Genomic DNA, 13165 nt, shown 5'->3' with positions numbered 1-13165 from the left:
TCGCGGGTCAATCTTGCCCGCCGTCAGGCAGAAACTCCACTTATCGCGCTGTTCAGATTTGCGGGACCAGCTCAGACTTAGGCCATGGTTGGTACCCCTACGTCGACAGGAACTCTGCAAAGCTTCCGCCTGGCATGGCAATCCATGTCACAAGCCCGAAGGCCATGATCATTCTTGGTCCTGATCGGCGTTCGAATGGTTCCTCGGCGCTAGTGTCCTGAACCAGAAGTTCGCAACATCGCGTCGCGTTGTACCGGGGCATTGTAACGGCAGAAGCGCTCGATGGAAGCAAGGATGTCGTCGGCTGACTTGGTCCACCAGAACGGCTTGGGATCAGCGTTATGTCGTTCGATGAACGAGGCGATGTCCGCCCTGAGGGCGGCTACGCTGCGATAGACGCCGCGCCTGATCTTCTTATCGGTAGGAAGCGCGAAGAAGTGCTCGAGCTGATTGAGCCATGACGAACTGGTCGGGGTCAGGTGCACATGCCAGCGCGGCCGTTTAGCCAGCCATTTCTGGATCAGCGGGGTTTTGTGGGTGGCGTAGTTGTCCATGACGAGATGGACGTCGAGTTGGCGCGGCACAGCGGCCTCGATCTCGTCCAAGAACTTGCGGAACTCGGCGGCACGGTGCCGTCCGTAGCACTTGCCGATAACCCGTCCGGTCGCAATGTCGAGGGCGGCGAACAGCGAGGTGGTGCCGTGTCTTTTGTAATCGTGGCTCCTTCGGGCCGGCTGGCCGGGACGCATCGGCAACATCGGCTGACTGCGGTCCAGCGCCTGGATTTGAGACTTTTCGTCTACACACAGCACGATGGCGTGTGCCGGCGGCGAGACGTAAAGACCAACAACGTCGTGCACTTTGGCCACGAAGTTCGGATCGATCGAGAGCTTGAATGACTCCAGCCGGTGCGGCTGGAGTCCGAAGGCCCGCCAGATACGTTGCACCGTCGACACCGACAAGCCGCTGGCCTTTGCCATACCGCGAGAACTCCAATGAGTGGCGTTTTCGGGGCAGCTTTCCAGCGTCCTCACGATCACGGCTTCGATGCGACCATCGTCAATGGTGCGCGGTGCCCCCGAGCACGGCTCATCGTGCAGCCCGGCCACGCGCTGCTCCACAAAGCGCCGCCGCCATTTGCCTACCGTCCCCCGCTCTAGGCCCAGCTTGGCCGCGTTTCCTTGTTCTGACCGCCTTCCGCGCAGGTCAGCACGATCCGGGCTCTCAGAGCCAGCGCCTGGGCCGTCTTTCGCCGCATTGTCAGCGACTGAAGCTCAGCACGCTCATCATCGCTCAATATCAGGGGTGCAAGTCGCTGGGCCGCTATCAGATCCTCCGTCACTGTTGCAGCCGCCTCTCTGGCACAGCGACGCGAATCTAACGCGAATCTACGATTGCGAACTTGTGACTCGGGCCACTAGATGGGAGCCAGCAACTCGATCTGGAGATCATCAAGCGCAAGTTCGCCAATATGATCGACATCCTGACTTACGATGACTTACTGCGACGGTTGGACAACATCATCGCATCACTACAGCGCCGGTCTACGGCTCGGCTCTCTGGTGAGGTGGATGAAAGCGACGGGACTAAATTAAGGGCTTGAGCGGCGGCTGCTAGAGCGTAACAGCTCAACGGCGCCGCCCATCGCTACCATCAAATCCCGCAGACGCGGGGCTTGCGACCGCGGCAGCGCGATCGCCAGAAGACGCTGCGCCCTTGATGCACCGACGTAGATTTTGCGAGCTTCTTCGTTGTCGCCCGCAGCGGCACCGGCCAGAGAATCGATGATGCCCTTCGCAGTGCTCGGCGACATCACTACGCAGATCCCGGGAAACTCCATACCTTTCACGCTATGGATTGTCCGTGCCGGGTGGCCCGATGCAGGCGCGACTAACAACACCTTCTCCAACTCACCATTGCGACGAAGCCGCTGATTGATGGATGGGCCGTCGGCCGGAAGCAGCGGTGCGAGCAGCCTGCGCGCCTCGTCGTGCCATGCATCGGCCGTGGCAAACCGCCCGGAAAAGCGGAGCGCCTGAGCCAAAGCGACTGCTTCTGGCCGCCACGCGTCGGGGGCCCCGTTAGCGTCCGCGAGATGCTGGTGATAAGTCTTTCCGCGCATCTGGACGGTGTCTGGGATGCGGCGCCGCTGGAGACGGAGCTGCTCAACCAGGCGGACCGACTCAACAGCTGAAGGAGGAGCTTGGACTTGATCACTTCGAAGGGCGATCATGGCAAGGCCTTCATCGCCACGCCTGATGACAATGATTGCCTACGCCTTCCTGCAACATCGTTGCCTCGCATACGCGGAGCGGAAAAACAAGAATCAACGGGCCTCCGCCTCAGCCAACCATGCCAGCCGTACGTCACGCCATCGTCGATCTCATCCTTCGGCCGCCGCCTCAGCAGTGCCCATATTGCCGGAAGGAAATCCTTGAAAAACAGCGGCGAAAACACAATCTGCCAAAGTAGTGCTAGGTGTTTAGTCCCGGCATTTGCTGGAGCGGATTAAGTTTGAATCGTTCCGGCTGGGAAGTCCAGCATTTGCAGATATATTCGTAAGGCGTGAGGCCCTTCAGGGTCTTCAGCCGTCGAGCGTAGTTGTAGGCGTTGATGAAGTCGGCGAGATGAGCTTCGAGCTGATCGTGTCGATCGTAATGGTAGCGTTGGACGGTCGCTTCCTTGATCGTGCGGTTCATGCGCTCGACCTGGCCATTGGTCCAGGGATGCTTGATCTTGGTCAGCCGATGTTCGATGCCATTTTCTTGGCAGCGCATATCGAACATATGTGTCACGTATCGTGCTGTCGGGCCGTCCGCGTAGCGCGGCGGGAAAGTGAACTGGATCCCATTGTCGGTGAGAACCGTGTGGATCTTGTAGGGGACAGCCGCGATCAGAGCTTCGAGGAAGGCCGAGGCGGAGGTCCTTCCCGTCTTCCTGACCAGTTGCACGAAGGCGAACTTGCTGGTGCGATCGATGGCGACGTAGAGGTAGAGCTTGCCTTCAGCGGTCTGGAGCTCGGCAATGTCGATGTGGAAGTAGCCGATCGGGTAAGCTTTGAACTTTTTCTTCGGAGGCTTGCTGCCTTCGACCCCCGGCAATCGGCTGATGCCGTGGCGCTGGAGACAGCGATGCAGGGATGATCGCGTCAGATGCGGGATGGTCGGCTGGAGCGCATAGAGGCAATCGTCGAGCGGCAATAGCGTATGCCGCCGGAAAGCGACGATGATCGCCTCCTCCTCGATGGAAAGCACTGTCGACTTGGTGTCCCTGGGGCCTGTCGGGATATCGGCGACAGTCTTGCGCTCCTTCCACTTCGCGACAGTTTTCTGGTTGATCCCGTAGCGCTTGGCGAGCGCCCTCAGGCTCTCTTGACTATTTTGTATTGCTCGACGGACTGCCTCCGTCGTGGTGGCGCAGCCGTGTAAAACTTGTCCCATAGCGCATCCTTCGAATCGTGCGATAAGAATGCACCATCAAAGCCTGGGACTAAACACCTAATGTTCCCCGCTTTAGCATGCTCTTTATCCGAGCGCGCGAGATATCCGATTTCGTGCAGCTCGCAAAGTTGCCGCACCCAATTCCTAGCGCCGTCGTCGAGGATAAAAATCCGAAGCCGTGGATAGCGGATTTGCGTCGCGCCAATGATAGTGCGTTCGAGCACTTCCGACGGCTCGTTGTAAGTCGTGATAAAAACGTCCACTCGCGGCGCTTCTCCAGGCAGCCACCATTCGGAGTACTGGTCTGCTTCTGTCGACCGCTCTTTCACCCGCGACAGTATGAAAAACGCGATGGTAGAGGAAAGCATCGTCAGAGCTTCGAGGATGGCGAATCCCCAACTGAACAGCGCGTCCGCAGTCCAGTCGAGCGGTGCCAGCGTTTCGGTGAAGCGCCAAACCATATAACGCCAAGACAGTACGGCAGCCGCCCCCAGGAGAAGAGCGCGCCAATACCACTTCATCGGATTGAGCAACGGAAAGACGGTAAGGCGAAGCCCAATTATGAAGGCAGCGCCTGCGAAGGCAGCAACGAGTGGGGACAGCAGAAGCATCAGAGTCCGTACCGCGTTATAAAGCGACGGAATTGTGCGATTGGGCCAGCTGTGAAGATGACGCGTCCAGTGCGTCCACTCGCGCAGCCGAGATCTGCCTCTCCTGCAAGATCCGGAACTGTCACTGTGACATCAAAGCGCTGGAGATGTTGCGCACTTGGACCCACAGCAAGATTGGTGTAGAGCGAGGCCGCACCGGATCCGCCAAGGCGGGTTATGGTTCCATTGAAAATACGATCATCTCGAAACAACCGAAATTGCACGGCCGTTCCCACCGAGAGGCCGTCGTAGAGAGATTCGCTGACGCCCGCAGTGACGATCAGTGTACTGCAGTCTGCGATCTTGACGAGATCCTGGCCGCGCCGCGCGTATTGGCCATCGTCTATTAGTATGTCCCAGACTAGACCAACGACGCTGGCATTAAGGGTAGCGAAGCTCAAATTATTGACACGAAGACGCTCGGCATCGATTTGCCGGCCGAGCTGTACAATACGTGCTTTCACCTGCTCCTTGTCGACATTTAGCTCGCCCAGCCGCTGCTCGAGCTCTCGGATACGTTGGGCCGAGGAGGGAGCGTCGTTATAGGACTCCCCGATGAAGACGCCGTCGCGAGCAGACGTAAGTTCCGTCTCTAAATATCTCACTCGCTGCTGCGCACTCTCCAGTTCTTGCTGCGCTACGTCGTAAGTTGCGCGAGCGCGATCCAAATTCGCCGCCGTCTGTACACCACGCGTGCTTAGTTCGTTTGCTCGCTTGAATTCTGCGTCCGCTTGACGAAGGCGTGTGGCCGCAGCGTCTTGAGCTGCTTTCGTTTCGGCAATTCGAGCCTCAATCTGCCGAACCCTTCCGCGCTGGTAATCAGTTGATTGAACATCGAAGCGAGACATGGATGCGGACAATGCCTCTCGCTGGCCAACGAGACGGTTGAGCTCGATCTGCTGGTTCGTGCGATCGCGATCAAGCTCAAGAAGCCTCGCGGTATCGAAGCGTTGGTCGTTGATTTCTGCTACGAGCTCGCCGGGGCTAATGCGCGCGCCGATGCTCTTTACGGCAAGCGTTACCTCTCCTTCGATCGGGGCGCGAACGATGTAGAGCCGAGCATTGAGTGTAGCATCCGCCGATGTTCCAGCGAAGTGCTCACCAATAATAACGTACAATGCCACTGCCAACAGGGCCAAGCCGACGATTGCACGTACGAGCCTCATAAGGACATTCCAACTGCATTTATGACGGGAAGGTCGCGCAGCGTATTTCTGAGCAGCCTACGGTCCAATCGTTTTCGCCTAAGCTGCCCACCGCCCTGCTTTGGATTGCCAAGTCCGGCGCCGCTCGGATGCGAGTGTTAGCGGCTCAGCGTCATGATCAGACTAACAGGCTGGTAAAGAATAGCTTCGTGATCTCAGCGGCGGGAGGATCCGTATCGTCAGAAGTGAAAACGTTCATGAATTCATTCCTGCAGTTCCAGCAGCGCCAGAGATCTTGGACCTTCCGCGCACCGATGCGTTCATGCCACTCGAGGTGGACCAATGCAGAGCCACATTGAGGGCAGTTTTTGTGACGTGCTATTGAGACCGATTCCATGTGGCAGCTCGTGTCATTGCGCCAAAGGGCCACAGCCGAAGAAGCGTTAGTGTAGCCGCCACTTCGTAGGCGGCTCCCGTGGATGCACTTCTCTGTTCAAACCCTGTGCCAACTGCGACAAGCTTGATCAGTAAGGAATATTGTTTCACGGAAGTGCACCAGACCGACTGCATGTCGGAAATCGGACAGTCTTTGTCATGTTCTAACGTACGGTCGCAAATCGGATTAAGTCTCGCGATGGAAGCCTTGGGGGATCGTTTGGTGCTGAGTAATGCGGCCTGGGAGGTTTGGCTGATCATAAACGACCTGATCAGGAGGCCTCCCACCTGAAGGGGACCAGCGGATGCCCGTGGAAGTGTGAGTTGGATCGCGTGCGTCGGGCTTCGCCGTTACCCTGCCCGTCCTTCGCGCCTGCGCCACCCAGCGTATCGCGCTCGACGCGCCCACTCGAAAGTGCGCCGCTGCCGCTCGACGGTAAGGCCGTATGTCCGCCTCTTCCAGTGAGGTGGCTCGCCCTACACTGCGCGTCCGAGGGTTACTCGGGCGTACCGAGCCGATCCTCATCACAGGAGGACGAGCCGTGGCAGATTATAGGGAAGCATTTGTCGGAATCGACGTCGCGAAGCTGAAAAACGCCATCGCGATCGCGGAAACAGGCCGGGAAGGAGAGGTTCGTTTCTTCGGTGAGGTCGACGCGTCGGCGACCGGCATGCGCCGGGTCGTTGAACGGATCGCCAGCCGGTTTGGTGGTGTGCATTTCTGTTACGAGGCCGGTCCGACTGGCTATGGCCTTTATCGGCTGATCCGGTCGCTCGGCCATGAATGCACCGTGGTTGCGCCATCGCTGATCCCGAGGAAGCCTGGCGATCGCGTGAAGACAAACCGCCGGGACGCTGTTTCTCTCGCCCGGCTGCTGCGCGCCGGCGAGTTAACGGCGGTGTGGGTTCCCGATGAAAGCCACGAAGCGATGCGAGATCTCGTCCGCGCCCGGGCGGCGGCGGTTGAGGCGCTGCGGGTCCACCGCCAGCAGGTGAGCGCCTTCATGCTCAAGCATGGCCGCACCTATCCCCGCAAGAAGGGATGGACGATGCGCTATCTGCGTTGGCTTCAGGAACAGCAGTTCGATCATCCCGCGCATCAGATCGCGCTGCAAGAAATGGTCGAAGCAGTTCGCATCGCCAAGGAGCGGGTCGAACGTCTGGAGCGCACGATCGAAGAGTTCGTCTCGGCCTGGTCCTTGGAGCCACTCGTGCGGGCGCTTCAAACACTGCGAGGTGTCGATCTAATCGTCGCGGTGACATTTGCCACCGAGGTTGGTGACGTGAGCCGTTTTGAGACCTCACGTCAGCTCATGGGCTATCTTGGCCTAGTGCCGGGCGAGCGATCGACCGGGGAGACGGTCAGGCGTGGCAGCATCACTAAGAGCCTGACTCAAAATTGCATTGCTGTTTTTATCGCTGCGATGCGCCTTGTCATGAGTTGGACAGAGGCGAGGAAGAGCCAGGCAGTTGCGCTTTCGATGGTTCGCTCGAAGTCCTTGGCCAATCTGCGGTTGCGGCCGAGCCAGGCGAAGGTTCGTTCGACCACCCAGCGGCGCGGAAGCACCTCGAAGCCCTGTGCGGCATCGGAGCGCTTGATGATCTCGATAGTCCACCGGCCGATCTTTTCCAGCACCGCCTTGAGCTTTTCGCCGGCATAGCCGCCATCGGCGAAGATATGGCGCAGCCAGGGGAAGCGGTAGCGAATGCTGCACAGGACATCTGGCGCGCCATCGCGATCCTGGACGTCGGCAGCGTGAACGATCGCTCCGACCAGGAGCCCTTGGGTGTCGGTGACGATGTGGCGCTTTCGACCCTTGATCTTCTTTCCCGCGTCGTAGCCGCGAGGGCCGCCACTTTCCGTGGTCTTGACCGATTGGCTGTCGATCACGCCGGCCGTCGGCGAGGCCTCCCGGCCGATCGCCTCGCGCGCCAGCATCAGGAGTGCGTGGTCAGCGCGTCAGTGAGGAGCGGTCGAACACCAGCCGGTGCTGGAAGAACTCTTCGCCGCAAAGCAGCTGATAGTAGGGATTTTCGACCCAGCGCTCGCACAACCCTTCGTCCGAGAGGTCGTGCATGTGCTTGAGGATGGCGAGCCCAACCATCAAGCGGGTCGGCAATGGCGGCCTGCCGGGATCATCGTCATAGACCGCGCCGAACCGGTCTTCGAGGAACCGCCAGTCGATCGAGCCCGACAGTCTGACCAGCGCATGGTCCGGATCGACGATTTGATCGAGCCTCGCCTTGAACAGATCGTTCTGTCCGCTCTCCCGCCGCGCCTTCGGCCGCATTGCAATTGCCCGTCGTTGATTAGCCCGCCGCGACAGAATCACAGCGATCGCCCAAGAGCAATTTGCAAGAAACTGCGGGCTCACCCGCCGAAATCCTGCGAACAGAACCATGTCTGTTCGCCAAAAATCGATTCTCTCTCAACGGCTTGCGTGTTCTTCACAACCGACCACATGCTAGACCGGTGATTGGCGCGAGGTTTGGAAGAGTCATTGCGAACATCGACGCAGAACTGGAGCGACGCGCTTACGATAGTCACTGACAGAGCGGCACCTGAGATAGTGCCGGCAGGCAGAACTAACCGGTGCCTCGATGAGGCGACCTGAGCGGAACAATCGGAACGCCACTACTTGGAATAACCTTCAACCCAATGCGCGTGCTGGCGGCGCTCCAACTTCGTACAGTCTCGTTTGTTAGACAAGTCACAGCCAATTCATTCCAGGATCTCACAACACGTTCCCAACTCTCTTTCCGAGCCGGGAGAAGCGCGAGCATCCTCTGCGCCTTGCGCGAAGCCGCGAACTTCCCGCTGCGCTTCGCTTCTTTAAGAATTTTGCAAACTAGCTCCTCAGTTCGCTTCCACCCTGCTTCCATCATTCTATCATCGACAAAGCTACCGAAGCATATTCGAAAGGATAAGGCACGGTCTGCGGCGATGTATGATGGTAGGCCCGGCTCGTTCAGCCACCGATGAAGAGCTTCGAGCTGGTCCGATCCGCCTAGCGTGAGAGCATCAGACCGCTCAAATATATAAAATGCCGCGAAGCCAGCGACCTCAAGCTGCATGTCCAACTCTAGCGATTCCAGCCAATTGGCAATTGCTTTTAGCGGAGACATTGCTCTGCTCTCCATACTGCCAGTTGTGATTGGGCCGGCGACTGGCATAAGGTCAGCTCGAGAGCGACTCTTGCCCGGAGAACACGAGCAGTCAACTACAAGAATCTGCAGGTGACGCAAATCAGAACCGTCCGCTCAAAGCGCTTCTTGGAGCAGGAGAGAAGCAATCGCAGTGGTGCGCGGCACGTCGGGCCTCACCGCGACGGGCAGCGTGGAAACTGAAGGGATCTGTTGGGAAGAACTGCAAGCACCCACGAGGATTGGTTGGCGCAATCTAAGATCGCATTATGTAAATGCCGCTTGCTGACTGAACGAGATTCGATTTTTGAGGTAATTGAGCATCACCGCAAGCTGCGCGCGCAAGTCGATGCCGCGGCCTCCATATCCGCAAAACTGGTCGAGGGGCCAGAGTTTGATGCCGCCGACGCGATCAGCGAGCAAAAGAGGTTGGCTCTCGAGGAGTACGCAGACGTGCTCATTCACTCTAAACCGACCGCGCTTGCGGGCGTCATCGCTCTGAACCGCTGCGTCGCAAGGCTACCAGCTTGGCAGCTGTCTGACGACTATGATTGGCATTAGTCGGTTCTGAACGCTAGCTGACGCCCTGGACGGGTACTGTCCAGAATGTTTCGCACTTTTGATCAGGCGACGGCTCCGGTTTCAGAGAGTTGTGGCTGATAGAGCGGTCGCATGTTCATGTAGCATTTGGTCGACCACGCCGTTCCGGCAATGTGCCGCAGCCGGGCCGCCGCCAAGTTGAGACAGGATTGACCGTCGGGGAAGGCGCCGACGACACGGGTTCGTCGCCGGATCTCCTTCATGATGCGCTCGAGCGGATTGTTCGTTCGAATCTTCCGCCAATGGATGTCCGGAAAGGCATAGTAGGCGAGCGTTTCGTGAACCGCCTGCTCGACGAGATCAGCAGCTTTGGCCATACGGCTTGCCCGCAGATCCGCGATGACGGTCCTGGCTTTCTCGTCGGCCGCGGCGCGGCTCTCCTGGGCATGAATGGCCTTGAGCATGTGGCTCACCTCGCGGACCCGGGTCGACGGCACGTGGCTGAAGACATTGCGATAAAAATGCACCATGCAGCGTTGATAGCGGGCCTCCGGCAGATAATCCGCAACGCTTTCGATAAGACCTCGGCACGCATCGGAAACAACCAACTGCACGCCCTCGAGACCGCGATCGACGAGATGCCGCAGAAACGATGACCAGCCGGATTTGTCCTCCTTGGCGCCCTCACAGATGCCGAGGATCTGATCCGTTCTTCGAGGCGGCGGAGATTCGCCCAGATGATCCGAGCCAACTTGTTGGCGACGGCGATAGCGACGACCATGGGCCGACGCCGCTCAAGCAGAGCTTCGATCCAGCCACCTCCAACTCGGGACCGTGCCTTTGGATACCGAACGACGTTGCGTGCCCCGATGACAAGCAAGTGCCTGAGATAGGAGTCGCCCTGCTTCGTTATGCGGCCGAGCCGGTCCTTCCCGCCGGTGGAATTCTGCTTAGGCGTCAGGCCCAGCCAAGCCGCGAATTCTCGCCCGGAGCGGAACATGGTCGGGTCCGGCACCGTCGCGGCGAGCGCCGTGGCCGTTATGGGACCAACGCCGGGAATCGAGGGCAGCAACTTCGCCATCGGATTTACTCTCTGCATCTGAGCCAGCTCACGCTCGATAGCGTCGACCTGCCGGTCCAATTCCTTCAGTTGGTTCACAAGAACATCCAGCGCCATACGGGCAGTGGCAGGTAGCGCGAGTTCCTCGTCATCCAACAAATCCACAAGACTATCCACCCTTTGCCGGCCCTGTCCGACAATAATTCCGAACTCCGCAAAGTGAGTTCGAATGGCGCAGGCCGTCATGGTTCTCTGGCGGACCAGCAGGCGTCTTGCACGATGAAGCATTAAGAAGCCTTGGTTCTCCACGCTCTTGATGGGAACAAATCTCATATTGGGGCGGCTAACTGCTTCACAGATTGCGGCCGCATCAGCGGCATCGTTCTTTGCTCCCCGCCGCACATAGGGCTTCACATATGCGGGCGGTATTAATCTCACGTTATGTCCAAACCGCTGAATCGCGCGCGCCCAGTAATGGGCGGTGGCGCAGGCTTCTATCCCAACCAGGCAGGGCGACAGGAGGAGAAGAAGGAGACGATCTCACCGCGCCGGAGGCGTTGGCGGCTGATCACTTGACCTTGAGTGTCAACCGCATGAACGTGAAATACGTGCTTCGAAATATCCAACCCAATTGTCACGACTTCCATGATGATTGCTCCTGTTAGGTACAGATATCGCCAGCATAGCGCCAGCGCCGAGGGAGCGGGGCCGTCTTCCCCATCAATGGCCGGCTCCGAGACGAATTGTTGAACGAGACGCTGTTCACCTCGCTGGCCCAGGCCAGGATCGAACTCCGACATTGGCGGGCCGACTACAACCGCGCATCAGAACACCCATTTGTCTATGTTGTTGAAGAGAAGAGACTTTGTTGATCGGGATGCGATCCTGCGGGGTATCTTGGGTTCTGCCGCGCTCGTTCGGTGATGGATGTGGCGGCATCCGTGGTCAAGGCCGCGCGCGCGAAGATCCATGGCCCATCCGGCAGAGGGTGGACGGCTTCGATCTGACCAGCTTCTGCGGCCAAGCGCAGCGTCTTGGATGCGACCTTGAGAAGCCTGGCGGCGTCGGAGAGATTGAGCCATGGCTCGACGCTATCCTCGGCCCGCCGGAAGACGGGTATCCGATGATAAGATCGCGTGGTTGTGACGCGCTCACGGGTCCAACGGTTGCCGTTGCCCGTCTTGAGGCCGTTGCGGTTGAGCAGGCCCGCAATCAGGTCGTCGCTGGCGATCAGCACCAGTTGCCGGATGGCTGCGATGATGTCACCGGAGGTGCTGTTACGCTGCCCCCGTCGACGCTTCGGCAGCCGCATCTCGCTGTGAGCGCCGCCCGCCCAATGCACGACAAGAACGATCTCGGACGCTTCGTCATCGATATCGGCAACGACCTCGTGGATCAGCGTACGGACGATGCGCTTCTTCAGCCGCGCATCGATGGTCGGCCCTGACCAGATTGACTTGAGGTCTGAGGCCAGCACGCTGAGCATCGTTGGATCGATCGCTGTCGGTGCGGTCGTCGCATCATGCGCGGCAATCTTGCTCTCTACCTCGGCGACGCGGGCAAGCGAGCGATTCCAGCGCGTCTCAAGCTCCGCGGCAACCAGGCGATTTGCCGGATCCGCCGTGTCATATTGCCGGAAGGCGCGATCGGCGGCGTAACGGGCCGCTTCGAGATCACGGCCGAGCGCTTCGCGAACTTGATCCCTCTGATGTCTGGCTTGGGCTGCGGCGGCCGTAGCCGCCGCAACGGCGCCGGGTCCGACAACGCCGAGCAGTGCCCCTTCGATCGCATCATCGACGCGCAAGCCACCGAACGCGATGCAGCGCGGTTCGCCGTTGTCCATCCAGCCGCGCGAGCAGCTGTAACGGGGGATGTGATGCTTCATACCGCTGTAGCGCAGCGTCAGCTTGCGGCCACAACGCCGGCTGCGGATGAGCCCAGCGAGCAGCGCCTCGCCATGCTTGGGCGCGCCATGATGCCGGCTCGTGGGCACGTTACTGGAGACCATTGTACGGATCGCTTCGAACCTCTCCCAGTTCACATAGCCTTCGTGGGCGTCCGGCTTGAGGACGAGCCACTCGGCGCGCGCCTTCCGCCGGATCTTCGCGCCTGCGCCATGGACGCCGTACCCCGTCGCTACGGCTGTTCTACCATAGGCGTAGGCTCCGCCGTAGACCGGGTTCTCGACCATCCTGTGGAGAGTCGCGTAGCTGGGCCGCCGCCAGGCTGTGTCGCCGTTCGGCTGCTTCACCGGTAGGTCGAGGCCGTGCTCATGGAACCACAGCAGCGCCTGCTGCGCGGTCCCGAGTTCCTCGATCTTGTCGAAGACGAGCGTAACGGCGTCCTGCACACGCCGGTCCGGATCCTTCTCGTAGCGATCACCGACCTTCACAAAACCGACTGGCGTGGCCGCAATCAGTTCGCCACGGCTGGCCTTCTCGTAGCGTGCCGAGAGCGAGCGTTGTCGCAAAAGGTCCAGCTCATACTCGTTGAGGCTCCCCTTCAGCCCGAGAAGCAGTCGGTCGTTGCCATGCCGCGGAACATAGACAGCTTCCTGGTCAACCAGCACCGTGTCGACGACGCGACACATCTCGATCAGCTGTTGCCAATCCCGGCTATTGCGGGCAAAGCGCGAGACCTCCCGCGCACAGACCGCGCCGACCTTGCCGAGGCAGACTGAGCTGGCCCCGGTTGTCTGAACAGAATATCCGCGTCGATAAGTGGAGCCTCTGCCGGGGTTAGGCTGCCGTG

General features: G+C 59.5%; 7 protein-coding genes and 7 pseudogenes. 4 read left to right on the top strand and 10 right to left on the bottom strand.

Features of this window, described 5'->3' with window-relative positions; translation table 11 throughout:
• Nucleotides 1-209: 209 nt before the first annotated feature.
• Nucleotides 210-1327, bottom strand: a pseudogene (locus D6B98_RS38730) (IS630 family transposase).
• Between the two features lie 264 nt (nucleotides 1328-1591).
• A complete protein-coding gene (locus D6B98_RS41600) occupies nucleotides 1592-2122 on the bottom strand; it encodes a 3'-5' exonuclease (protein WP_283810203.1) in 531 nt (176 codons plus the stop codon).
• A gap of 62 nt (nucleotides 2123-2184) precedes the next feature.
• On the opposite strand from D6B98_RS41600, the pseudogene D6B98_RS38720 reads away from it, so the two are divergent.
• Nucleotides 2185-2438: pseudogene (locus D6B98_RS38720) on the top strand (IS701 family transposase); the annotation flags it as partial.
• Nucleotides 2439-2474: 36 nt separating this feature from the next.
• Here D6B98_RS38720 and D6B98_RS38715 read toward each other — a convergent pair.
• The 3 genes from D6B98_RS38715 to D6B98_RS38705 are packed head-to-tail and all read right to left on the bottom strand — an operon-like array spanning nucleotide 2475 to nucleotide 5229.
• Nucleotides 2475-3440 carry an IS481 family transposase gene (locus tag D6B98_RS38715; RefSeq protein ID WP_126262138.1) on the bottom strand — a complete coding sequence of 322 codons (966 nt, stop codon included), beginning with the start codon at nucleotides 3438-3440 and terminating at the stop codon, nucleotides 2475-2477.
• The gene (locus D6B98_RS38710; protein ID WP_235884912.1) at nucleotides 3362-4051 is read right to left on the bottom strand and encodes a glycosyltransferase family protein; all 690 of its coding nucleotides are present in this window, start codon (nucleotides 4049-4051) and stop codon (nucleotides 3362-3364) included. The genes D6B98_RS38715 and D6B98_RS38710 overlap by 79 nt, the downstream gene beginning before the upstream one ends.
• Nucleotides 4051-5229, bottom strand: a complete 1179-nt coding sequence (locus D6B98_RS38705) for an HlyD family secretion protein (RefSeq protein ID WP_164719153.1) — start codon at nucleotides 5227-5229, stop codon at nucleotides 4051-4053. The genes D6B98_RS38710 and D6B98_RS38705 overlap by 1 nt, the downstream gene beginning before the upstream one ends.
• 887 nt (nucleotides 5230-6116) lie before the next feature.
• Here D6B98_RS38705 and D6B98_RS38700 point away from each other — a divergent pair.
• Nucleotides 6117-7067 (top strand): annotated as a pseudogene (locus D6B98_RS38700) (IS110 family RNA-guided transposase); the annotation flags it as partial.
• On the opposite strand, the pseudogene D6B98_RS38695 reads toward D6B98_RS38700, so the two are convergent.
• Nucleotides 7064-7624: pseudogene (locus D6B98_RS38695) on the bottom strand (IS5 family transposase); the annotation flags it as partial. The pseudogenes D6B98_RS38700 and D6B98_RS38695 sit on opposite strands and share 4 nt — an antisense overlap.
• Before the next feature lies 1 nt (nucleotide 7625).
• Nucleotides 7626-7961 (bottom strand): annotated as a pseudogene (locus tag D6B98_RS38690) (transposase); the annotation flags it as partial.
• A 1099-nt stretch (nucleotides 7962-9060) separates the two neighbouring features.
• Here D6B98_RS38690 and D6B98_RS38680 point away from each other — a divergent pair.
• Entirely contained in the window at nucleotides 9061-9375 is a 315-nt protein-coding gene (locus D6B98_RS38680) for a hypothetical protein (RefSeq protein WP_245481536.1), read from the top strand.
• 62 nt (nucleotides 9376-9437) lie between these two features.
• Here D6B98_RS38680 and D6B98_RS38675 read toward each other — a convergent pair whose 3' ends face one another.
• On the bottom strand, nucleotides 9438-10001 hold the full coding sequence (locus D6B98_RS38675; RefSeq protein ID WP_235884955.1) for an IS256 family transposase: 564 nt from the start codon (nucleotides 9999-10001) through the stop codon (nucleotides 9438-9440).
• A gap of 71 nt (nucleotides 10002-10072) precedes the next feature.
• A pseudogene (locus D6B98_RS38670) lies at nucleotides 10073-11061 on the bottom strand (IS110 family RNA-guided transposase); the annotation flags it as partial.
• Between the two features lie 75 nt (nucleotides 11062-11136).
• Here D6B98_RS38670 and D6B98_RS38665 point away from each other — a divergent pair.
• A pseudogene (locus tag D6B98_RS38665) lies at nucleotides 11137-11247 on the top strand (integrase core domain-containing protein); the annotation flags it as partial.
• Between the two features lie 8 nt (nucleotides 11248-11255).
• On the opposite strand, the gene D6B98_RS38660 reads toward D6B98_RS38665, so the two are convergent.
• Nucleotides 11256-13165, bottom strand: a 1910-nt coding sequence (locus D6B98_RS38660; RefSeq protein ID WP_205680577.1) for a recombinase family protein, incomplete at its 5' end; no start/stop codon positions are given.

The sequence above is a fragment of the Bradyrhizobium sp. LVM 105 genome, from assembly GCF_003957705.1.
Taxonomy (GTDB): Bacteria; Pseudomonadota; Alphaproteobacteria; order Rhizobiales; family Xanthobacteraceae; genus Bradyrhizobium; species Bradyrhizobium frederickii.
This window is presented reverse-complemented; position numbering and strand designations above follow the sequence as displayed.

Excerpts from the sequence above, each read along its gene's own strand:
- D6B98_RS41600 (WP_283810203.1), bottom strand. The coding sequence starts at position 2,122 with ATGCGCGGAAAGACTTATCACCAGCATCTCGCGGACGCTAACGGGGCC.
- D6B98_RS38715 (WP_126262138.1), bottom strand. The coding sequence starts at position 3,440 with ATGGGACAAGTTTTACACGGCTGCGCCACCACGACGGAGGCAGTCCGT.
- D6B98_RS38710 (WP_235884912.1), bottom strand. The coding sequence starts at position 4,051 with ATGCTTCTGCTGTCCCCACTCGTTGCTGCCTTCGCAGGCGCTGCCTTC.